Below are 19917 nucleotides of genomic sequence, written 5' to 3'. Positions count from 1 at the left end.
GGTGCCGGGGCGGCGAACGGGGTGTTGGGTGAGCGGGCTGCCGGGCGGAGGGCGCCGGTGGGGGAGCGGCGCCCGGTCAGACCAGGGCCGCCGCGGCCGCCGCGGTGTACGGGCCCACCCCGAGGGCGAGGGCCTGGACGAAGTCCTCGCCGGTGTCCACGTCGCGGCGCACCGACGGCACGTCCGGCAGCGTGATCTCGTACGCCCCGCCGGCCGCGTGCCGGGCCCGCGAGCCCTCGCCGAAGGCCGGCGCCAGCCGCGCGCCGGGGGCGCACGCCAACAGGGTGGTGCCGAGACCGGGGGCGTCGGCGAGGAAGGCCCGGTTGCCCGGCCCGCCGGTGGGCACGGCGGCCAGCACCCGGGCGAGTTCGGCCGGTCGCAGGGCGGGCAGGTCCGCGGAGAGGGCGGCCAGCGGGGCGTCCGGCCAGGCCCTGCGGGCGTACGCTGCGCCGTGCGTCAGCGCGGCGTTGAGACCGCCGCCGGGCTCGTCCGCGACCACCACCGCCCCGAGCGCGGCCAGCCGCTCCCCGGCCAGCGGGTCGCCGGTCACCACCAGCACCCGGGACACGCCCGGACAGGCCAGCGCGGCGGTGACGGTGTCGAGGGCGAAGGACAGGGCCAGGTCGGCGCGGTGCGGCCCGGCGAAGCGGGCGAGCCGGCTCTTGGCGAGCCCGAGCGGCTTGAGCGGGAGCACCAGTGACCACCCGCCGGTGGGTGCGGGGGGCGGGAGGGTGCCGTCGGGGCGTACCGTGTCCTGGGTCATCGGCGCCATTGTGGCGCCGGTCCCGGAACCCCCGCCAGGCCGCCCCGTCCGGGCTGACGTGCGATTGGTCACGTGAGCCGGTCCGGTCCGGAGGGGTTGCTCGACAGCCGGTGAGCGGTCGGGCGAAACTGTTCCGCGCTCGGCCCCGAGCGCCGGACCCCCGGCCGGGGACACCGGGAGGCGACTGACCTGCGGCACCCCACGTGTCGCACCGGATGAGGAGGACCTGGGGTGGCCCGCCGCTCGTACGCCGCTTTCGGCAACGCCGATTACGGCATCTGGTACCGCTTCGCGGCCGTGCTGGTGAAACCGGTGACGACCGCTCTGGTGAAGCCGGACTGGCGGGGTTGGGAGCACCTCCCGAAGGAGGGCGGCTTCCTCGCCGCGGTCAACCACAACTCGATCATCGACCCGCTGGTGTACGCGCACTGGCAGTACAACAGCGGGCGGCCGCCCCGGATACTGGGCAAGTCCACGCTGTTCTCGGTGCCGTTCATCGGGTTCATGCTGCGCAAGACCGGCCAGATCCCGGTGTTCCGGGACTCCACCGACGCCGCGCAGGCGTTCCGGGCGGCCATCGACGCCGTCAACGGCGGCCAGTGCGTGCAGTTCTACCCCGAGGGCACCCTCACCCGGGACCCGGCCCTGTGGCCGATGACCGGCAAGAGCGGGGTGGCCCGGGTGGCGCTGATGACCGGGGCGCCGGTCGTCCCGGTGGCGCACTGGGGCGCGCACGAGATCATCCCGCCCTACGGCCGGGGCGCCGCCGGCAAGGGGAAGTTCAACCTCTTCCCCCGGCACAAGGTGGTGGTGGCCGCCGGGCCGCCGGTGGACCTCAGCCGCTACCAGGGGCTCGAACTGACCCCGCAGGTGCTGCGCGACGCCACCGAGGACATCATGGCCGCGATCACCGAGGTGCTGGCCGGCATCCGCGGCGAGCAGCCGCCCGCCGAGCGCTACGACATGCGCACCGAGGCCCGGGCCCGCGCGGTGAAGGCGACCGCCGAGCGGCACCGCGCCGCCGACGGCCGGCCCAAGCGCCCCGCGGGCGCCGGCACGGGCACCGACGACAGCACCACCGAGGAGAACAGCAAGTGACCCGTTGCGCGGTGTTCGGTACCGGATCGTGGGGCACCGCCTTCGCGATGATCCTCGCCGACGCGGGCTGCGAGGTGGCCCTGTGGGGCCGCCGGCAGGAGCTGGTCGACGCGGTCAACACGACGCACGAGAACCCGGACTACCTTCCGGGTGTCCGGCTGTCCGACGCGATCACGGCGACCACCGACCCGGCCGCCGCCCTGGCCGGCGCCGAGTTCGCCGTGCTGGCGGTGCCCTCCCAGACGCTCCGGCAGAACCTGGGCGCCTGGGCGCCGCTGCTGGAACCCGGCACGGTGCTGGTCAGCTTGATGAAGGGCATCGAACTCGGCACCGCGAAGCGGATGAGCGAGGTCATCGCCGAGGTCGCGGGGGTGGGCCCAGAGCGGGTGGCGGTCGTCAGCGGCCCCAACCTGGCCCGTGAGATCGCCAACCGGCAGCCCGCCGCGACGGTGGTGGCGTGCAGCGACGAGGTGGTCGCCAAGCGGCTCCAGACGGCCTGCCACACGCCCTACTTCCGCCCGTACACCAACACCGACGTGGTCGGCTGCGAACTGGGCGGCGCGGTCAAGAACGTGATCGGCCTGGCGGTCGGCATGGCGGACGGCATGGGCCTGGGCGACAACACCAAGGCGACGCTGATCACCCGCGGCCTGGCCGAGACCACCCGGCTGGGAGCGGCGCTCGGCGCGGACCCGTACACCTTCGCCGGGCTCGCCGGGATGGGCGACCTGGTCGCCACCTGCTCCTCGCCGCTGTCGCGCAACCACACCTTCGGCACCAACCTGGGCCGCGGCATGACGCTGGCCGAGGCGGTGGCGGCGACCAGCCAGACCGCCGAGGGCGTCAAGTCCTGCGAGTCGGTGCTGGACCTGGCCCGGCGCACCGGGGTCGACATGCCGATCGTCGAGGCGGTGGTGGACGTGGTGCACAACGGGCGCCCCACCCAGGAGGTGCTGGCCGCGCTGATGGCCCGCTCGGCCAAGCCCGAGCGCCGGTAGGCGGTCCGGCGCGTCCGGCCCTGTCCGGCGCGTCCGGCCCTGTCCGGCGCGGACGGCGCGGACGGGGCCGCCGCCCGGCGCGGGCCGTCCCGGGCCGGGGCGGGGGACACGGCCCGGCGGGTAACACGGGCGCAAAGAGTCGCACGGTAGTCTCATGCCCGATATGAGCATCGAACAGACCCCCCCGAACCAGTCCGCCGCCGCCACGAAGCCGCGGGTGGCGATCGTCTTCGGCGGGCGAAGCTCCGAGCACGCCATCTCGGTCTCCACCGCGGGCAGTGTGCTCAGGGCCATCGACCGCGACAAGTACGAGGTGCTGCCGATCGGCATCACCCACGAGGGCCGCTGGGCCCTGGTGAGTGACGACCCCACCCGGATGGCCATCACCGACGGCAGGCTGCCCGACGTCGCCCAGGTGGCCGAAGCCGGCGACGGCCAGGTCGCCCTGCCGATCGGCCCGGGCAGCCGCGAGGTGGTCTGGAACGAGCCGGGCGCCGTTCCCAAGGCCCTCGGCGAGGTCGACGTCGTCCTGCCGCTGCTGCACGGCCCCTGGGGCGAGGACGGCACCCTGCAGGGCCTGCTGGAGCTCTCCGGCGTGCCGTACGTCGGCAACGGCGTGCTGGCCAGCGCGGTCGGCATGGACAAGGAGTTCACCAAGCGGATCCTGGCCTCGCACGGCATCGGCGTGGGCACCTACACGGTGATCCGCCCGCGCGAGTGGGAGTCCGAGGCCGGCCGCGCCGCCGCGCGCGAGCGGGTCGGCGCGCTGGGCCTGCCGCTGTTCGTCAAGCCCTGCCGGGCCGGCTCCAGCATGGGCATCACCAAGGTCAAGGACCTCGCCGACCTCGACGCCGCGATCGACGAGGCCCGCCGGCACGACCCCAAGGTGATCGTCGAGGCCGGCGTCTCGGGCCGCGAGATCGAGTGCGCCGTGCTGGAGTTCGAGGACGGGCCGCGCGCCAGCGTGCCCGCCGAGATCGTGGTCGGCGGCGGCTACGAGTTCTACGACTTCGAGGCCAAGTACATCGACTCCTCCGAGGTGCAGATCCCGGCCCGGCTGAGCGAGGCCGAGACCGCCGAGATCCGCCGCCAGGCGGTCGCCGCGTTCGAGGCGCTCGGCTGCGAGGGCCTGGCCCGGGTCGACTTCTTCCTGCTGGAGGACGGCAGCTGGATGGTCAACGAGATCAACACCATGCCCGGCTTCACCCCCATCTCGGCCTACCCGAAGATGTGGGAGGCCTCCGGCCTGCCCTACCCCGAGCTGGTCGACCGGCTGCTGCGGGCGGCGCTGCGCCGCTCCACCGGCCTGCGCTAGGTCCGGGCACCGGGCCCGGCCGGCCCGGTCCCGGCACGGGCAGCACGCGTCACGGCCGTCCGGGCCGGGCCCCGCACCGGGGCCCGGCCCGGCGCCGTCAGGGCGCCGGCGAGCCGCTCGCGGAGGCCGGCAGCGGCTCGTTCCAGACCGGCACGCTGACCTTCACCGCGTCGGAGAGGGTGGGCAGCGGGTCCGCGTAGTTGGGGTAGGCCCCGGCGGGGACGCTCACCTCGACGTTGGCCTCGCGCAGTGTGGTGGTGAACCGGTAGCCGCCCTCGCCGTCGGGCTCGTCGAACCACTGGACGCCGTTCACCTCGGGCGCGCTCTTCAGCGCCTGCGGGCCGTTCAGCGCGTCCGGGCGGGGCACCCCGCAGCGCAGCACCGTCCGTGGCGAGCTGCTCCAGATCACCACGTAGGGCGAGTCGGAGTGCTCGCGGCCGTGGCCGGTCAGCCGTTGCGGCAGGGCGCGCGCGAGCGCCTCGCAGTACGGCACCTCCTTCGCCCTGGGCGTGGGCGTGACGGGTGCCGGCGGTGCTCCCCAGGTGCCGAGCAGCAGGACCACGCAGCCGAGCAGCGCCACCGGTGCGGCCAGCCACCGGACGGGGGCCGGGAGGGCCTTGAGGGCGTGGGTCGCACGGGCGGCTCGGGTCACCCGACGATGGTAGTGCGGCCCGTGGGCGGGCCGCCGGAGGGGGCGCGGCCTACAGGTGGACCACCGGACAGGTCAGCGTGCGGGTGATCCCCTCGACCTGCTGCACCTGGGCGACGACCATCCGCCCCAGGTCGTCGACGGTTTCCGCCTCGGCCCGGACGATCACGTCGTACGGTCCGGTGACGTCCTCGGCCTGCAGGACGCCCGGGATCTTGGCGATGGACTGGGCCACCGAGGTGGCCTTGCCCACCTCGGTCTGGACCAGGATGTACGCATGTACCACGGGGACCTCCAGGGCGGCTGGGTACGGAGATCGCCGCCGTGATCGCCCGTGGAGCGTGGTGGGGGTGGGTTCACCGGCAGACTGATCACCACGCTACCGCGCCGCGGGCCGGGGAGGGGAGACCTCTGCACCGCCCGAGGGCGTACGCTGCGCGCTGGGGGCGCGCCCCGGCCGCAGGCCGCGGCGGGGGCGTACGGCCGGACGGATGCCGGCGAGATCCAGGACGACGATGGACGACGTGGGAGGACGGCACATGCAGGGGACCGTGGGCGAGCTCGGCGAGTTCGGACTCATCAAGGAGCTGACCGCCAGGCTGCAGCCCACCCCGGCGGTCGACCTCGGTCCGGGCGACGACGCCGCCGTGGTCCGGGCGCCCGACGGCCGGGTGGTGGCCACCACCGACGTGCTGGTCGAGGGACGGCACTTCCGCCGGGACTGGTCCACCGCGTACGACGTGGGCCGCAAGTCGGCCGCGCAGAACCTCGCCGACATCGCCGCGATGGGCGCCGTGCCGACCGCGATACTGCTCGGCCTGGTCGCGCCCGCGGACCTGCCCACCACCTGGGCCACCGAGCTGATGGACGGGCTGCGCGACGAGTGCCAGGTGGCGGGGGCGGCGGTGGTCGGCGGCGACGTGGTGCGCGGGGACACCATCACCCTGGCCATCACGGCGCTCGGGGACCTCCAGGGGCGCGCGCCCGTGGTCCGCTCCGGCGCGCAGGCCGGGGACGTGGTCGCGGTGACCGGGTGGCTGGGCTGGTCCGCGGCCGGCCTGACCGTCCTTCAGCGCGGGTTCCGCTCCCCGCGGGCCTTCGTCGAGGCCCACCGCCGGCCCGAGCCGCCGTACCACGCCGGTCCGGCCGCGGCCGAGTTGGGCGCCACCGCCATGATCGACGTCAGCGACGGGCTGGTCGCCGACCTCGGCCACGTCGCCAAGGCCAGCGGCGTCGACATCGACCTGCGGGCGGCGGACTTCGACATCCCGGCCCAGATGGCGGACATCGGCCAGGCGGTCGGCGTGGACCCGCTGGTCTGGGTGCTCTCCGGCGGGGAGGACCACGCGATCGTGGCGACCTTCCCCGCGGCCGCCCAACTGCCCGCCCGCTGGCGGGTGATCGGCGAGGTGGTCCGGGTGGCCGGCCCCTCGCGCGGCGGCCGGGTCACGGTGGACGGCGCCCCCTGGGACCGGGTCGGCGGCTGGGACCACTTCGCGGAGTGAGCCGGGTGAGCCGGGGCTGACCGGCCGGGCGACCGGCCGGGCGAACCGCCGGGCGGTCCGACGAGTGGGCCGCGTCCGCCGGGGAAGACGCCCGGGGCAGGGCGGAGCGCGTAGGCTGGCCGTCAAATGTCGGGCCCTGCCCGCTTTGTCCGGTACATGAGGACCAGGTGGCGGGGCCGGCCGACGATCGGCATCCAACTACTCGGGGGCGTACGCGCCCATGGAGCGGGAGAGCTCAGCCACCATGCGAATCGGCGTCCTGACCAGCGGCGGCGACTGCCCCGGCCTCAACGCGGTGATCCGGTCCGTGGTGCACCGCGGCACCGACGTCCACGGTGACGAGATCATCGGCATCGAGGACGGGTTCCTCGGTCTCATCGAGGGGCGCAGCCGGCCCGTCTCGCACGACGACGTCACCGGCCTGCTCACCCTCGGCGGCACCATCCTCGGCTCCGCCCGGGTCAAGCGGGAACGGATCGAGTGGGCCGTCGAGAACGCCCCCACGCTCGCCCGCAACCTCGGCATCGACGCCCTGATCGCGATCGGCGGCGAGGGCACGCTCACCGCCGCCAAGATGTTCAGCGAGGCCGGCCTGCCGGTGGTCGGGGTCCCCAAGACCATCGACAACGACATCGACGCCACCGACGTCACCTTCGGCTTCGACACCGCCGTGCACGTCGCCACCGAGGCCATCGACCGGCTGAAGACCACCGCCGAGTCGCACCAGCGGGTGATGGTGGTGGAGCTGATGGGCCGGCACACCGGTTGGATCACCCTCACCGCGGGCATGGCCGGCGGCGCCCACGGCATCCTGATCCCCGAGAAGCCCTTCGACATCGAGGCCGTCGCCCGGATGGTCGAGGACCGCTTTGAGCGGGGCAAGAAGTTCGCCATCATCGCGGTCGCCGAGGGGGCCGCGCCGGCCGAGGGCACCATGCGCTTCGACCACGGCGCGGTCGACCAGTACGGGCACCAGACCTTCGGCGGCATCGGCACCCGGCTCGCCCACGAGCTGGAGGACCTGCTCGGCAAGGAGGCCCGCCCGGTCATCCTGGGCCACACCCAGCGAGGCGGCACCCCCACCTCCCGGGACCGGGTGCTCGCCACCCGCTTCGGCTGGCACGCCGTCGAGGCCGTCCACAAGGGTGCCTTCGGCCACTTCACCGCGCTGCGCCGGAACGAGATCGAACTGGTGCCGATCGCCGAGGCCGTCACCCGGCTGAAGACGGTGCCGGTGGACCGCTGGGCGGAGTCCGAAGCCATCCTCTGACCGGGGCCGCCCTCCGGCCCGGACGTTCCTCCGGCCGGGGCCGCCCCTGCCCGGGACGGTCCTCCGGCCGAGCCGTCCGGCCCGCCGGCTGCCGGACGGGCCCGCCGCGCCCCGGGCCGTCCCGGGTAGGTTGGGGCCCATGGCTCTCCCGTCGCGCGGCCCCGTCGCCGCCCCTCCGCGTGTGCTCACCGTCGCCGGCTCCGACTCCGGCGGCGGCGCCGGAATCCAGGCCGACCTCAAGGCCATGCTCGCCCTCGGCGTGCACGGCATGAGCGTGATCACCGCCGTCACGGCGCAGAACTCGCTCGGTGTCCAGGGCTACTGGGAGCTGCCCGCCGAGGCCGTCCGGGCCCAGTTCCGCAGCGTCGTCGACGACATCGGCGTCCAGGCCGTCAAGACCGGCATGCTGGCCTCGATCGAGCTGGTCGAGACCGTCTCCGAGCTGCTCGCCGGGCTGGACGCGCCGGTGGTGGTCGACCCGGTCGGGGTCTCCAAGCACGGGGACGCGCTGCTCGCCGCCGAGGCCGTCGCCACCGTCCGGGAGCGGCTGCTGCCGGTGGCCACCGTGGCCACGCCCAACCTGCACGAGGTGGCGCAGCTCACCGGGATCACCGTGCTCGGCCAGGACGACATGGCGGACGCCGCCCGGGCGCTGCTGGACCTCGGGCCGCGCTGGGTGCTGGTCAAGGGCGGCCACCTGGAGGGCGAGGCGGCCGACCTGCTGTACGGCGGCCCGGGGGAGGAGCACTGGTTCCGCGCGGCGCGCTACGACAACCGGCACACCCACGGCACCGGCTGCACGCTGGCCAGCGCGATCGCCGCCGAGCTGGCCAAGGGGCAGGACGTGCCCGGGGCGGTGGCCGCGGCGAAGGAGTACGTCACCGGGGCGATCGCGGCCGGCTTCGCGCTCGGGGCGGGCATCGGGCCGGTGGACCACGGCTGGCGGCTGCGCGGGGCCTGACCGGTCCGGCCCCGCCGAACGGTCCCGCGGCCGGCGGCGGGGCCGTTCGGCGGGGCCCACGCAGGACCGCTGCTCGGCCCCGTCCGGCGGGGCCGGACGCACGAACGCCGCCCGCCCGGGCACAGGGCCCGGGGCAGGCGGCGTTCATGGGCGGTCACCCGGCGAGGGCCGCCGGAAAAACAGAAAGCCGATCCATCCGAGGACGGACCGACTTACTGGAGGACCGGCTTACCGGTCTGCGCGTCAGCGCGAGACCTTACCGGCCTTGATGCACGAGGTGCAGACGTTGAGCCGCTTCGGCGTCCGCCCGATCACAGCGCGCACCGTCTGAATGTTGGGGTTCCAACGACGACGGGTACGGCGGTGCGAGTGGGAGATGTTGTTGCCGAAGCCCGGCCCCTTGCCGCAGACGTCGCAGTTGGCAGCCACAGGAGTCACTCCAAGACTTCAGATCATTTACGTTCGAAAACCCCGGCTGAATCAACGGGCCACTCACGTGGACCGGACCGATTCAAGGGGTGAGCCTGGACTGTTCCAGGCAACCGGAAGAGCATACAACGCTTGCTCCCGTTCAACGAAACTACCACGTCCGGAGGGTTTACCCCGCCCCGGGCACCGACCGGCCCGGCCGCCGACCTGGGCGGCGAGGCCGCCGCAGGCCCGTCCGGCAGGGCTCCTGCCAGCCACGATCCCGGGCGGGCCCGGATAACCTGCCAGCATCGCCCCGCGCCGCCCGCCGTTCACCACCCACAGCCATGCGCGGCGTACACCCGGAGGAGACCTGGTGCTGCACACGCTCGACGCCCCGGCCGTGCGGACCTGGTGCCGGCTGGCCCTGCGCTCGCTCGGCCAGGCCCGCGAGGAGATCGACGCACTCAACGTCTACCCCGTTCCGGACGGCGACACCGGCACCAACCTCTACCTGACCGTCGAATCGGCCGCCGCCGCGGTCGAGGACAGCTTCGCCGCCGCGGCACGGGACGGCGCCGGCGACGCCGTCCCGGAGCTCGGCGACAGCGTGCGGGCGATGGCCAGGGGCGCGCTGCTCGGCGCCCGCGGCAACTCCGGCGTGATCCTCGCCCAGTGGCTGCGCGGCACGGCCGAGACCCTCGCGGCGGCCGGCGGCGGCGCCGAGCAGCTGCGCGCCGCGCTGCTGAAGGCCGCCGAATCCGCCTACCAGGCGGTCGCCGAGCCGGTCGAGGGGACGCTGCTCACGGTGGCGGCCGCGGCCGCGCGGGAGGCCGACAAGGCCGGCGGCAGCCTCGCCCAGGTCGCCGACACCGCCTACCGATCCGCCCGGCAGGCCCTGCTGCGCACCCCGCAGCAGCTCGCGGTGCTGGCCGACGCCGGGGTGGTCGACGCCGGCGGCCGCGGCCTGGTCGCCGTCCTCGGCGCGCTGGCCGACGCCGTGGCCGGCCACCATCCGATGGGCCCGGTGGCGCTCAGCCAGCCGCTGCCGCCGGTCGGCGCGGCGGGCGACTGCGAGGGCCATGTCCGCCCGCCCGGCCCCGGCCACCCCGCCTTCGAGGTGATCTACCTGCTCGACGCCCCCGACGCCGAGCTGCCCGTCCTGCGCGCCCGGCTCGCCGAGCTCGGCGACTCCCTGGTGGTCGGCGGCGGCGACGGGCTGTGGAACGTGCACGTGCACGTGGACGACGCGGGCGCTGCCGTGGAGGCCGGCGTCCGGGCCGGCCGGCCGTACCAGATCCGGATCACGCACTTCGCCGAGGCCGCCGCCCGGGCCGGCGCCGCCGACTCCCGCGGCGAGCGGGAGCGCAGCGCCCGGACGGTGCTCAGCGTGGTCAGCGGGGAGGGCCTCGCCGACCTCTGCGAACAGGCCGGCGCCGCAGTCCTGCACGCCGACCCGGACCGCCCGCCGGCCAGCGCCGAACTCGCCGAGGCGGTCCGCAGGGCCGGCGCCCGCGAGGTGATCCTGCTGCTCAACGACCCGGAGCTGCGGGCCGCCGCCGGCGCCGCCGCCGACCAGCTGCGCGAGGAGGGCGTGCGGATCGCCGTCCTGCCCACCCGCTCGCCGGTGCAGGGCCTGGCCGCCCTGGCGGTGCACGAGGCCTCCCGGCGCTTCGACGAGGACGTGGTCGCCATGACCTCGGCGGCCGGCGCCACCCGGTACGCCGAACTCGCGGTCGCCGAGGGGGAGTCCTGGACGATGGCCGGGGTCTGCCAGGCCGGCGACGTGCTCGGCCTGATCGACGGGGACGTCGCGGTGATCGGCGCCGACCTGGCGGGCACCGGCGAGACGGTGCTCGCCCGGATGCTGGCGGCCGGCGGTGAACTGGTCACCCTGGTGCTCGGCGAGGGCGCCCCCCGGGGCCTCGCCGACCAGTTGGTGGCGCACGCCCGGCGGCAGCGTCCGGAGGTCGACGCGGTGGTCTTCGAAGGGGGCCAGGAGTGGGCGCCGCTGCTGATCGGGGTGGAGTGAGCCCGCCCGCGGCGGCCTGAGCACCGGGTGAATGCGGCGCGCTGTCGGTGCCGTGGTGTCCAATAGGGCGTGATGGCCGCTCTCACTCTCGACACGCCCCTGACCGCCGTGGTCGGCGACCGCACCGCGAAGGTGCTCGCCGACAGCCTCAAGCTGCGCACGGTCGGCGACCTGCTGCACCACTACCCGCGCCGCTACGCCGAACGCGGCCAGCTCACCAGCCTCGACGACCTGGAGATCGACGAGCACGTCACCGTGCTCGCCAGGATCGAGAAGGTCACCCTGATCCCGTTCAAGGGGCGCAAGGGCGACCGGCTGGAGGTGGTGGTCACCGACGGGCGCGGGCGGCTCAGCCTGGTGTTCTTCAACCAGGGCTGGCGGCAGAAGGACCTGCGGCCGGGTGCCCAGGGCCTGTTCGCAGGCAAGGTCGGCCAGTTCAACCGCACCCGCCAACTCGTATCCCCTGATTATCAGTTGATGGACGAGGAGGCGGACACCTCGGCGGCCGAGGAGTTCGCCGGCCGGCTGATCCCGGTCTACCCGGCCAGCGCCAAGGCGCAGACCTGGACGGTGGCCCTGTGCGTGCGCACCGTCCTCGACAGCCTCGCCAAGGACGAGTGGAAGGGCGTCGGCGAGCCGCTGCCCGCCGAACTGCGCGAGAAGCACGAGCTGATCCCGCTCCCCGAGGCGCTCGAACTCATCCACCGCCCGCGCAGCCACGCCGACCGCGAGCGCGCCCAGAGCCGGCTGCGCTGGGACGAGGCCTTCGTGCTCCAGGTCGCCCTGGCGCAGCGCCGGGCGGCCGACTCGGCGCTGCCCGCGGTGCCCCGGCCGGAGCGGGCCGGCGGGCTGCTGGAGGCCTTCGACGCCCGGCTGCCCTTCACCCTCACCGACGGCCAGCGCAAGGTCAGCGCCGAGATCTTCGCCGACCTGGCCACCTCCCACCCGATGCACCGGCTGCTCCAGGGCGAGGTCGGCTCCGGCAAGACCCTGGTCGCGCTGCGCGCCATGCTCACCGTGGTCGACGCCGGCGGCCAGGCCGTCCTGCTCGCCCCCACCGAGGTGCTCGCCCAGCAGCACCACCGCTCGATCGTCGAGATGATGGGCGACCTCGCCGAGGGCGGCATGCTCGGCGGCGCCGAGTCGGCCACCAAGGTGGTGCTGCTGACCGGCTCGATGGGCACCCCGGCCCGCCGCCAGACGCTGCTCGACATGGCCTGCGGGGACGCCGGCATCGCGATCGGCACGCACGCCCTGATCGAGGACAAGGTCCAGTTCCAGGACCTGGGCCTGGTCGTCGTCGACGAGCAGCACCGCTTCGGCGTCGAGCAGCGCGACGCCCTGCGCGCCAAGGGCGAACAGCCGCCGCACCTGCTGGTGATGACGGCCACCCCGATCCCGCGCACGGTCGCCATGACGGTCTTCGGCGACCTGGAGACCTCCGTGCTGGACCAGCTCCCGGCCGGCCGCTCGCCCATCTCCACCCACGTGGTGCCGGCCCTGGAGAAGCCCAACTTCCTGGCCCGCGCCTGGGAGCGGGTGCGCGAGGAGGTCGGCAAGGGCCACCAGGCGTACGTGGTCTGCCCCCGGATCGGCGACGAGGACCAGGGCGACCCGAAGAAGAAGCGCAAGGCCGTGCCCGACGACCCGGAGGACCTGGGCGCCGGCAGCGACGACCGGCGGCCCCCGCTGGCCGTGCTGGAGACCGCCGAGATGCTCGCCAAGGGCCCGCTGGCCGGCCTGCGGATCGAGATCCTGCACGGGCGCCTGCAGCCCGACGCCAAGGACGACGTGATGCGCCGCTTCGCGGCCGGCCGGGTCGACGTACTGGTCGCCACCACCGTCATCGAGGTCGGCGTCAACGTCCCCAACTCCACCGCGATGGTCATCATGGACGCCGACCGCTTCGGCGTCTCCCAGCTCCACCAGCTGCGCGGCCGGGTCGGCCGGGGCAGCGCGCCCGGCCTGTGCCTGCTGGTCAGCGACATGCCGGGGGCCAGCCCGGCCCGGGCCCGGCTGGACGCGGTGGCCGGCACCCTGGACGGCTTCGAGCTCTCCCGGATCGACCTCGAACAGCGCCGGGAGGGCGACGTGCTGGGCCAGGCCCAGTCCGGGGTGAAGTCCTCGCTCAAGGTGCTCTCGGTGCTGGAGGACGAGGAGGTCATCACCACCGCCCGGGCCGAGGCGGCCGCGCTGGTCGCCGTCGACCTCCGGCTGGAGGACCACCCGGACCTGCGGGCCGCGCTGGCCGGCCTGCTGGACGAGGACCGCGCGGAGTACCTGGAGAAGGGCTGACCGGACGCGTCACCCGGCGGCCCGGCCGCCGGTGACGCATCCGCACCGGAACCGCGCTTGAATGGGGGAGCCCCGCCGGCCGGCCGACGGGGCTCCGCCACGAAAGGAACCCCCCGCACCATGACCCGCGTGATCGCCGGGACGGCCGGCGGCCGCCGCCTGGCCGTGCCGCCCGGCCGGAGCACCCGCCCGACCTCCGACAAGGCCCGTGAGGCCATGTTCTCCACCCTGGAGGCGCTGCGCGGCACCCTGCACGGGGCCCGGATGCTCGACCTCTTCGGCGGCTCGGGCGCGGTCGGCCTGGAGGCCCTCTCCCGCGGCGCCGAGCACGTCCTGCTGGTGGAGGCGGACGCCCAGGCGGCGAAGGTGATCCGGGAGAACGTACGGATCGTCAACCTGCCCGGCGCGGAGGTGCGGGCCGACCGGGCCGAGCGGGTGCTCGCCGGCCGCGCCCCGGAGAGCGGCTACGACCTGGTCTTCCTCGACCCGCCGTACGCCGTCACCGACGAGGAGGTGCGCGAGATGCTGATCACAATGAGCGCCGGGGGCTGGCTCGCGGACGACGCACTCGTCACCGTGGAGCGCAGCACCAGGGGCGGTGAGTTCGGCTGGCCCGAGGGCTTCGACGTGCTGCGCTCACGGCGGTACGGCGAAGGCACCCTCTGGTACGGTCGCGCCGCCGCCGAGACCCGGCAACACTCGTAGCCGGGCCACCACCCGCAGCACCGAACCCCACGAGGGAGCTCACGCCATGCGTCGCGCCGTCTGTCCCGGATCGTTCGACCCCATCACCAACGGCCACCTCGACATCATCGAGCGGGCCTCCAAGCTGTACGACGTGGTGCATGTCGCGGTGCTGATCAACCGGAACAAGCAGGGGATGTTCACGGTCGACGAGCGGATCGCCCTGATCGAGGAGACCTGCGGGCACTACGGGAACATCGAGGTGGAGTCGCACAGCGGCCTGCTGGTGGACTTCTGCCGGGACCGTGGCATCCCGGCCATCATCAAGGGGCTGCGGGCGGTCAGCGACTTCGACTACGAGCTGCAGATGGCGCAGATGAACCACGGCCTGAGCGGCGTCGAGACGCTCTTCGTGCCGACCTCGCCGACCTACAGCTTCCTCTCCTCCAGCCTGGTCAAGGAGGTCGCCTCGCTGGGCGGGGACGTCTCCCACCTGCTGCCGCCGGCGGTGCACAGCCGGCTGGTCGAGCGGATCGCGGAGCGCCGGGCCCAGTAGCCCGGAAAGGTCTGTTTCTGCCGGTTCGTCACCATCTGTCCCCCTGCCCTCGGGCCGGTCCGGACGCGGGCGTTGTGAGGTCCCGCCGCAGTGGCCGTACAGTCTGTATTCCTGCCCTGCGGTGAGGTGCACCGCGCCGGGCCTGCCTCCGCCGGACGTCGGCGGCACACGGAAAGACGAAGCCCCGTGGACGTGCAGAACAAGGTCGACCAGATCGTCGCGGCCGTCGAGAACGCCCGTGCGATGCCGATGTCGGCCTCCTGTGTGGTGAACCGCGCCGAGCTGGTCGGGCTGCTCCAGGACCTCCGCGCGGCCCTGCCGGCCGAGCTGGCGCACGCGCAGTCGGTGATGGCCGACCACGAGCAGGTGGTGGCCGACGCCGAGGCCGAGGCCGAGCGGATCATCCAGGGGGCGCACGCCGAGCGGGGGTCGCTCATCTCGGACACCGAGGTGGTCCGCCGGGCCCAGGCCGAGGCGGACCGCATCCTCGCCGAGGCCCGCGCCGAGGTGGAGACCAAGCGCGCCGAGGCCGACGACTACGTCGACAGCAAGCTTGCCAACTTCGAGGTGGTGCTCACCAAGACGCTCGGCGCCGTCGGCCGCGGCCGCACCAAGCTGCGCGGCGACTCCGGCGTCTTCGAGACCGACACCGACGGCGAGGGCGACGGCGAGGAGTTCCAGCCGCGGGTCAGCCCGAGCCCCGAGGTCGACGAGTACGTCGATGTGAAGCTCGCCACCCTGGAGACCGTCCTCAGCAAGACGCTGTCGGCCGTCGGCAAGGGCCGCGACAAGCTGCTCGGCAAGGCCCCGATCGACGACCTGGGCGCCTACCTGGCCGCCGCCGACCAGGCGCAGCAGCTCAAGGACCGCGCCGAGGCGGTCGCCGCGGGCTTCGCCGACAACTACGGCGACGGCACCGACGCCAACCAGGAGGCCTGGTACCGGGCCGACGTCCCGCAGCAGCAGAGCTGGCCCGAGCAGACTCCCGCCGCGGCCGGCTGGCAGGCCCCCGGCGAGGGCCAGTACGCGGCCGCCGCCCAGTACGGCGCACCCGAGGGCACCCAGTACGCCGAGGTCTACGGGGGCGGGTTCGACCCGTCCGGGCAGGGCTCGCAGGACCCGTACGGCAACCAGTACGGCTACCAGCAGCCCGGCTACGCCGGCCAGCAGCAGCCCCAGCAGGACGCCTGGGGCAACCAGGCGCCCGAGGCCGGCGGCTACCAGCAGCAGGGCGGCTACCCCGGGCAGGGCCAGGGCCCGCAGTACGACGCCTGGGGCAACCCGGTGCCGGCCGCGGGCGGCTACCCGCAGGGCGGCCAGCCGCAGCTGCCGCAGCAGGCCAACGGGCAGCAGCCGGGCCTGGACGAGACCAGCTTCTTCGACACCAGCATGATCGACATGACCAGGCTGCGGGAGCTCGGCGGCCGCTGACGGCGCCGGGCCGGCCCGCTCCGGGGCCGGCCCGGAGCGGGCGAAGTTGGGCCTGACGGGAGTGTCCGGTAGTCTGACCACTCCGGCCTGCTCGTGCCGGGGTAGTCCGGCTGCCCGCGCAACGCAGGACGCGCAGCGCCGCACGCCGTACGAACCACCCGCGCCACGCACCACGCGTGCCGCCTCAGGAAGTCAGGACACCTTGAACCGCCTCGACCACCGCGACCCCCTCGTGTTCGACACGCACGAGCTCGGCCGTCGCCCCGGATCGCTGCGCAAGGTGACCCGCACCCTGGAGGCCCTCGAGGGGCTGGGCATCATCGACGTGATCGGTGTGCCCGAGAAGAGCGAGATCGCGCTGGAGCTCCGACTGGAGTCCGTGGTCGAGGGAGTCCTCGTCACGGGCACCGCCGAGGCCAAGGTCGAGGGCGAGTGCGTGCGCTGCCTGGAGCCGGTCGAGGACGAGATCGACGTCGAGTTCCAGGAGCTGTTCTACTACCCGGAGTCCGACGAGAAGGGGCGCGGCCGGTCCACCGCCGCCGCCGACGATCTCGACGAGGACGACGACGAAGAGACTTACCGCTTGGAGGGCGATTACTTCGACCTCCAGCCGGTGCTGCGTGACGCGGTGGTGCTCGCACTGCCGCTGCAGCCGGTGTGCCAGGAAGACTGCCTGGGCCTGTGCTCCGAATGCGGAGCGCGCCTGAGCGACGACCCGGACCACCACCACGAGGCCGCCGACCCCCGGTGGGCGGCTCTGCAGGGACTCTCCGCCGCCCACGGCGACGAGGGTGACGGAATCAAGACCAGCGACACCCGTGAGGGTGGAGCCGAGAACCAGGAGAAGTAGCCGTGGCTGTTCCGAAGCGGAAGATGTCGCGCAGCAACACGCGCCACCGCCGGTCCAACTGGAAGGCCGTTGTCCCCGCCCTCGTGGCGTGCGACCGCTGCCACGAGCCGAAGCTGGGTCACATCGCGTGCCCGAGCTGCGGCACGTACAACCGTCGCCAGGTCCTCTCGGTCTGATCGGCGGGGTGCACGGATCGATGTCGGATAGCAACTCAACCCGCAAGCAGGCTTCTGCCAACGGAAGCAAGGGCGGCGGGCCGGCTTCGACCGAATACGACGTCCTGGAAGGGCGCCTCGGGTACACGCTCGAGCGCGCCCTTCTGGTGCGTGCCCTGACCCACCGCAGCTACGCCTACGAGAACGGCGGGCTGCCCACCAACGAGCGCCTGGAGTTCCTCGGCGACTCGGTGCTGGGCCTGGTGGTGACGGACACCCTCTACCGCGTCCACCCGGACGTGCCCGAGGGGACGCTCGCCAAGCTGCGCGCCGCGGTGGTCAACTCCCGCGCGCTCGCGGAGGTCGGCCGGGGCCTTGAACTCGGTACCTTCATCCGGCTCGGCAAGGGTGAGGAGGGAACCGGCGGCCGTGACAAGTCGTCGATCCTCGCCGACACCGTCGAGGCCGTGATCGGCGCCGTCTACCTGGACCAGGGCCTGGACGCGGCGACCGCGTTCGTCCACCGCCTGTTCGACCCGCTGATCGAGGAGTCCTCTCAGCTCGGGGCCGGACTGGACTGGAAGACCAGCCTCCAGGAACTCACCGCGGCGGCCGGCATCGGCGTGCCCGAGTATGTCATCGAGGAGTCCGGCCCGGACCATGAGAAGACCTTCACCGCCGCCGCCCGGGTGGCCGGCCAGGACTTCGGCAGCGGCGTCGGACGCTCGAAGAAGGAAGCGGAACAGAAGGCCGCCGAGAGCGCCTGGCGCGCGATCAAGGCCAAGTACGCGGACAGCCTCCCCGGCGACAAGGCCTGAGACCGGCCCGGAGCAGCCGGCCTGCTCCGGGTGCCGGACCGGCCGGGGCGGCACCGCCAGGCAGCGGAGCAGCGGAGGCGTTGAAGTGCCCGAACTTCCCGAGGTGGAGGTCGTCCGGCGCGGACTGGCCAACTGGGTGGCCGGCCGGACCGTCGAGGACGTCCAGGTGCTGCACCCGCGCGCCGTCCGCCGCCAGCCCGCCGGCGCCGCGGACTTCACCGCCCGGCTGACCGGGACGACCCTCGGCTCCGCACAGCGCCGGGGCAAGTACCTCTGGGTGCCGCTGCAGGGCGGCCGGGGCGGCGACGGCACCGGATTCTCGCTGATCGGCCACCTCGGGATGAGCGGCCAGCTCCTCGTCCAGGACCCTTCGGTGCCGGACGAGACCCACCTGCGGGTCCGGCTGCGGTTCACCGACGGCGGCCGCGAACTGCGCTTCGTCGACCAGCGGACCTTCGGCGGCCTGGCGGTCGAGGAGGCCGAGGACGGCGACCCCGAGGGCACCCCGCTGTCCATCGCGCACATCGCCCGCGACCCGCTCGACCCGCGCTTCGACGACGAGGCCTTCGTCACCGCGCTGCGCGCCAAGCGCACCACGGTCAAGCGCGCCCTGCTCGACCAGACGCTGATCAGCGGGGTCGGCAACATCTACGCCGACGAGGCGCTCTGGCGCGCGAGACTGCACTACGACCGCCCCACCGCCGGCCTGACCCGCCCGCAGGGCACCCTGCTGCTCGGCCACGCCCGTGAGGTGATGAATGCGGCCCTGGCGGTCGGCGGCACCAGCTTCGACAGCCTCTACGTCAACGTGAACGGCGAGAGCGGCTACTTCTCCCGCGACCTGGACGCCTACGGCCGTGAGGGCGAGCCCTGCGGCCGTTGCGGGACCCCGATCCGCCGGGCGGCCTGGATGAACCGCTCCAGCTACTTCTGCCCGCGCTGCCAGCGGATCCCGCGCCCGCGCTGAGCGGTGCCCGGGGCCGGCCCGGGCCCTCCCGGCCCGGCCCGGCCCGGCGGGGCTCAGTGCTTGGTCAGCTCGGCGGGCTGCGGTTCCTCGCTGAGGTCCTGCTCGCCCTGGCCGAAGTAGGCGACGCCGACGGCGGAGGTCACCGCCAGCACGAAGCCGAACGCGGCCATCCAGCCGAGGCCGTCCCGCGAGGAGTCGCCGAGCCAGATCACGCCCACCACGCCCGGCACCACCGTCTCGCCGACCACCAGGGCGGCGGTGGCGCCGTTCACCGAGCCGATCTGCAGGGCGATGGTGTGCAGGTACATCCCGCCGAGGCCGCCGATCAGGATCGCGTACAGGGCCGGGTCGCTGAGCAGCGTGCCGAGGGCGAACGGGTCGAGCCCGTCGAGGATCCGCACCCCCACGCCGAGCGCGCCGAAGCCGAGGCCCGAGAGCAGGCCGGCCACGATCGCGCCGCCCGCGCCCAGCCGGCGCACCACCAGGCTGCCGCCGGCGATCAGCACCACCGAGGCGCCCAGCAGCCACCAGTGCACGGACATCGCCACGTGGTGCCCGCCCTCCGGGCCGGCCGCCACCGCCAGCATGATCAGCGCCGCGCAGAGCACCGCGATCGAGGCCCACTCCGGGCGCCGGAGCCGGATCCCCAGCAGCTTGATGCTCAGCAGCGCCGTGATCACCAGGTTGGCGCTGATGATGGTCTGGGAGAGGAACAGCGGGAGCAGCCTGGCGGCCAGCGCGCCCAGCCCGAAGCCGATCAGGTCGAGCACCGTGCCGAGGATGAACTCCCAGGTCACGGCCGCCTTGGCGGTGGAGGTCAGGTTCGGGCCGCCGTGCTCGGTGACCCCGGCCAGGCGGCCCTTGGCGGCGGCCTCCTCCCGTGCGGAGCGGCGGGAACCGACGGCCTGGAGAACGGAGCCGGTGCCGTAGCAGACCGAGGCTCCGACGGCGGTCACGAGGCCGAGGATCACCACATGCTCCGATCGGTGGGGAAGGGCGCGTGAGCGCGAGGGGGGCGGCAGGCACCACTATGCCCGCTCGGGGCGGTCCGGATGCGACCGCCCAGCGCGACAGACGTGCAGGGTGCGGCCGGGGTTCCCGATCGGCGGGCCGAGCGGGCCGGCGGCCCGAGGATCATCCCCGAGGATGGCGCCCGCCCGCG

The 19917-nt window shown here is 74.1% G+C and carries 20 protein-coding genes; 15 read left to right on the top strand and 5 right to left on the bottom strand.

From position 1 onward, the window contains the following. Positions 1-76: 76 nt before the first annotated feature. Complete coding sequence (gene cofC / locus IE329_RS24050; RefSeq protein ID WP_229927707.1) at positions 77-763, bottom strand: 2-phospho-L-lactate guanylyltransferase; 687 nt, start codon at positions 761-763, stop codon at positions 77-79. A 231-nt stretch (positions 764-994) separates the two neighbouring features. Here cofC and IE329_RS24045 point away from each other — a divergent pair, with 231 nt between their 5' ends. From IE329_RS24045 to IE329_RS24035, 3 genes are all read left to right on the top strand, one after another. Further along, the gene (locus IE329_RS24045) at positions 995-1861 is read left to right on the top strand and encodes a lysophospholipid acyltransferase family protein (protein WP_190213039.1); all 867 of its coding nucleotides are present in this window, start codon (positions 995-997) and stop codon (positions 1859-1861) included. Then, positions 1858-2859: an NAD(P)H-dependent glycerol-3-phosphate dehydrogenase gene (locus IE329_RS24040; RefSeq protein WP_190213038.1), complete on the top strand. Its 1002-nt coding sequence runs from the start codon at positions 1858-1860 to the stop codon at positions 2857-2859. Before IE329_RS24045 ends, IE329_RS24040 begins: the two co-directional genes overlap by 4 nt. 163 nt (positions 2860-3022) lie before the next feature. Continuing rightward, complete coding sequence (locus tag IE329_RS24035; protein WP_190213037.1) at positions 3023-4174, top strand: D-alanine--D-alanine ligase family protein; 1152 nt, start codon at positions 3023-3025, stop codon at positions 4172-4174. A gap of 97 nt (positions 4175-4271) precedes the next feature. Here the strand turns inward: IE329_RS24035 and IE329_RS24030 are convergent, their stop codons facing one another. Both IE329_RS24030 and IE329_RS24025 read right to left on the bottom strand, forming a co-directional pair. Then, a complete protein-coding gene (locus IE329_RS24030; RefSeq protein WP_190213036.1) occupies positions 4272-4826 on the bottom strand; it encodes a DUF3515 family protein in 555 nt (184 codons plus the stop codon). 49 nt (positions 4827-4875) lie between these two features. Further along, the gene (locus IE329_RS24025) at positions 4876-5109 is read right to left on the bottom strand and encodes an Lrp/AsnC family transcriptional regulator (RefSeq protein WP_190213035.1); all 234 of its coding nucleotides are present in this window, start codon (positions 5107-5109) and stop codon (positions 4876-4878) included. 253 nt (positions 5110-5362) lie between these two features. Here IE329_RS24025 and IE329_RS24020 point away from each other — a divergent pair, with 253 nt between their 5' ends. The 3 genes from IE329_RS24020 to thiD all read left to right on the top strand — a co-directional run bounded on the left by IE329_RS24020 (position 5363) and on the right by thiD (position 8559). Beyond that, the gene (locus IE329_RS24020) at positions 5363-6328 is read left to right on the top strand and encodes a thiamine-phosphate kinase (RefSeq protein ID WP_073926014.1); all 966 of its coding nucleotides are present in this window, start codon (positions 5363-5365) and stop codon (positions 6326-6328) included. Positions 6329-6572: 244 nt separating this feature from the next. Further along, positions 6573-7598 (top strand): 6-phosphofructokinase, encoded by a 1026-nt coding sequence (locus IE329_RS24015; protein WP_190213034.1) that lies wholly within the window; start codon positions 6573-6575, stop codon positions 7596-7598. 139 nt (positions 7599-7737) lie between these two features. Continuing rightward, on the top strand, positions 7738-8559 hold the full coding sequence (thiD, locus tag IE329_RS24010) for a bifunctional hydroxymethylpyrimidine kinase/phosphomethylpyrimidine kinase (protein ID WP_190213033.1): 822 nt from the start codon (positions 7738-7740) through the stop codon (positions 8557-8559). 243 nt (positions 8560-8802) lie between these two features. Here thiD and rpmB read toward each other — a convergent pair whose 3' ends face one another. After that, on the bottom strand, positions 8803-8988 hold the full coding sequence (gene rpmB / locus IE329_RS24005; RefSeq protein WP_035846000.1) for a 50S ribosomal protein L28: 186 nt from the start codon (positions 8986-8988) through the stop codon (positions 8803-8805). Between the two features lie 355 nt (positions 8989-9343). Between rpmB and IE329_RS24000 the strand changes: the two genes are divergently transcribed. From IE329_RS24000 to mutM, 9 genes are all read left to right on the top strand, one after another. Continuing rightward, on the top strand, positions 9344-10999 hold the full coding sequence (locus tag IE329_RS24000) for a DAK2 domain-containing protein (RefSeq protein ID WP_190213032.1): 1656 nt from the start codon (positions 9344-9346) through the stop codon (positions 10997-10999). Positions 11000-11071: 72 nt separating this feature from the next. Beyond that, positions 11072-13294: an ATP-dependent DNA helicase RecG gene (recG, locus tag IE329_RS23995; RefSeq protein ID WP_190213031.1), complete on the top strand. Its 2223-nt coding sequence runs from the start codon at positions 11072-11074 to the stop codon at positions 13292-13294. Between the two features lie 120 nt (positions 13295-13414). Further along, positions 13415-13999 carry a 16S rRNA (guanine(966)-N(2))-methyltransferase RsmD gene (gene rsmD, locus IE329_RS23990; protein WP_190213030.1) on the top strand — a complete coding sequence of 195 codons (585 nt, stop codon included), beginning with the start codon at positions 13415-13417 and terminating at the stop codon, positions 13997-13999. Positions 14000-14045: 46 nt separating this feature from the next. Further along, positions 14046-14534 carry a pantetheine-phosphate adenylyltransferase gene (gene coaD, locus IE329_RS23985; RefSeq protein WP_190213029.1) on the top strand — a complete coding sequence of 163 codons (489 nt, stop codon included), beginning with the start codon at positions 14046-14048 and terminating at the stop codon, positions 14532-14534. Positions 14535-14720: 186 nt separating this feature from the next. Next, positions 14721-15965, top strand: a complete 1245-nt coding sequence (locus IE329_RS23980) for an ATP synthase F0 subunit B (protein WP_190213028.1) — start codon at positions 14721-14723, stop codon at positions 15963-15965. A 202-nt stretch (positions 15966-16167) separates the two neighbouring features. Next, positions 16168-16815: a YceD family protein gene (locus IE329_RS23975; protein WP_190213027.1), complete on the top strand. Its 648-nt coding sequence runs from the start codon at positions 16168-16170 to the stop codon at positions 16813-16815. Between the two features lie 2 nt (positions 16816-16817). Next, a complete protein-coding gene (gene rpmF, locus IE329_RS23970) occupies positions 16818-16991 on the top strand; it encodes a 50S ribosomal protein L32 (RefSeq protein WP_030056747.1) in 174 nt (57 codons plus the stop codon). 20 nt (positions 16992-17011) lie between these two features. Then, positions 17012-17788 (top strand): ribonuclease III, encoded by a 777-nt coding sequence (rnc, locus tag IE329_RS23965; RefSeq protein ID WP_073926005.1) that lies wholly within the window; start codon positions 17012-17014, stop codon positions 17786-17788. Positions 17789-17873: 85 nt separating this feature from the next. Next, complete coding sequence (gene mutM / locus IE329_RS23960) at positions 17874-18755, top strand: bifunctional DNA-formamidopyrimidine glycosylase/DNA-(apurinic or apyrimidinic site) lyase (protein ID WP_190213026.1); 882 nt, start codon at positions 17874-17876, stop codon at positions 18753-18755. 53 nt (positions 18756-18808) lie between these two features. Here the strand turns inward: mutM and IE329_RS23955 are convergent, their stop codons facing one another. Continuing rightward, complete coding sequence (locus tag IE329_RS23955) at positions 18809-19726, bottom strand: DMT family protein (protein ID WP_190213025.1); 918 nt, start codon at positions 19724-19726, stop codon at positions 18809-18811. Positions 19727-19917 lie beyond the last annotated feature (191 nt).

Source organism: Kitasatospora indigofera (genome assembly GCF_014655955.1).
Classification (GTDB): Bacteria; Actinomycetota; Actinomycetes; order Streptomycetales; family Streptomycetaceae; genus Kitasatospora; species Kitasatospora indigofera.
Note: the sequence above shows the minus strand (reverse complement) of the source record. Positions and strands in the feature narration are given on the sequence as shown.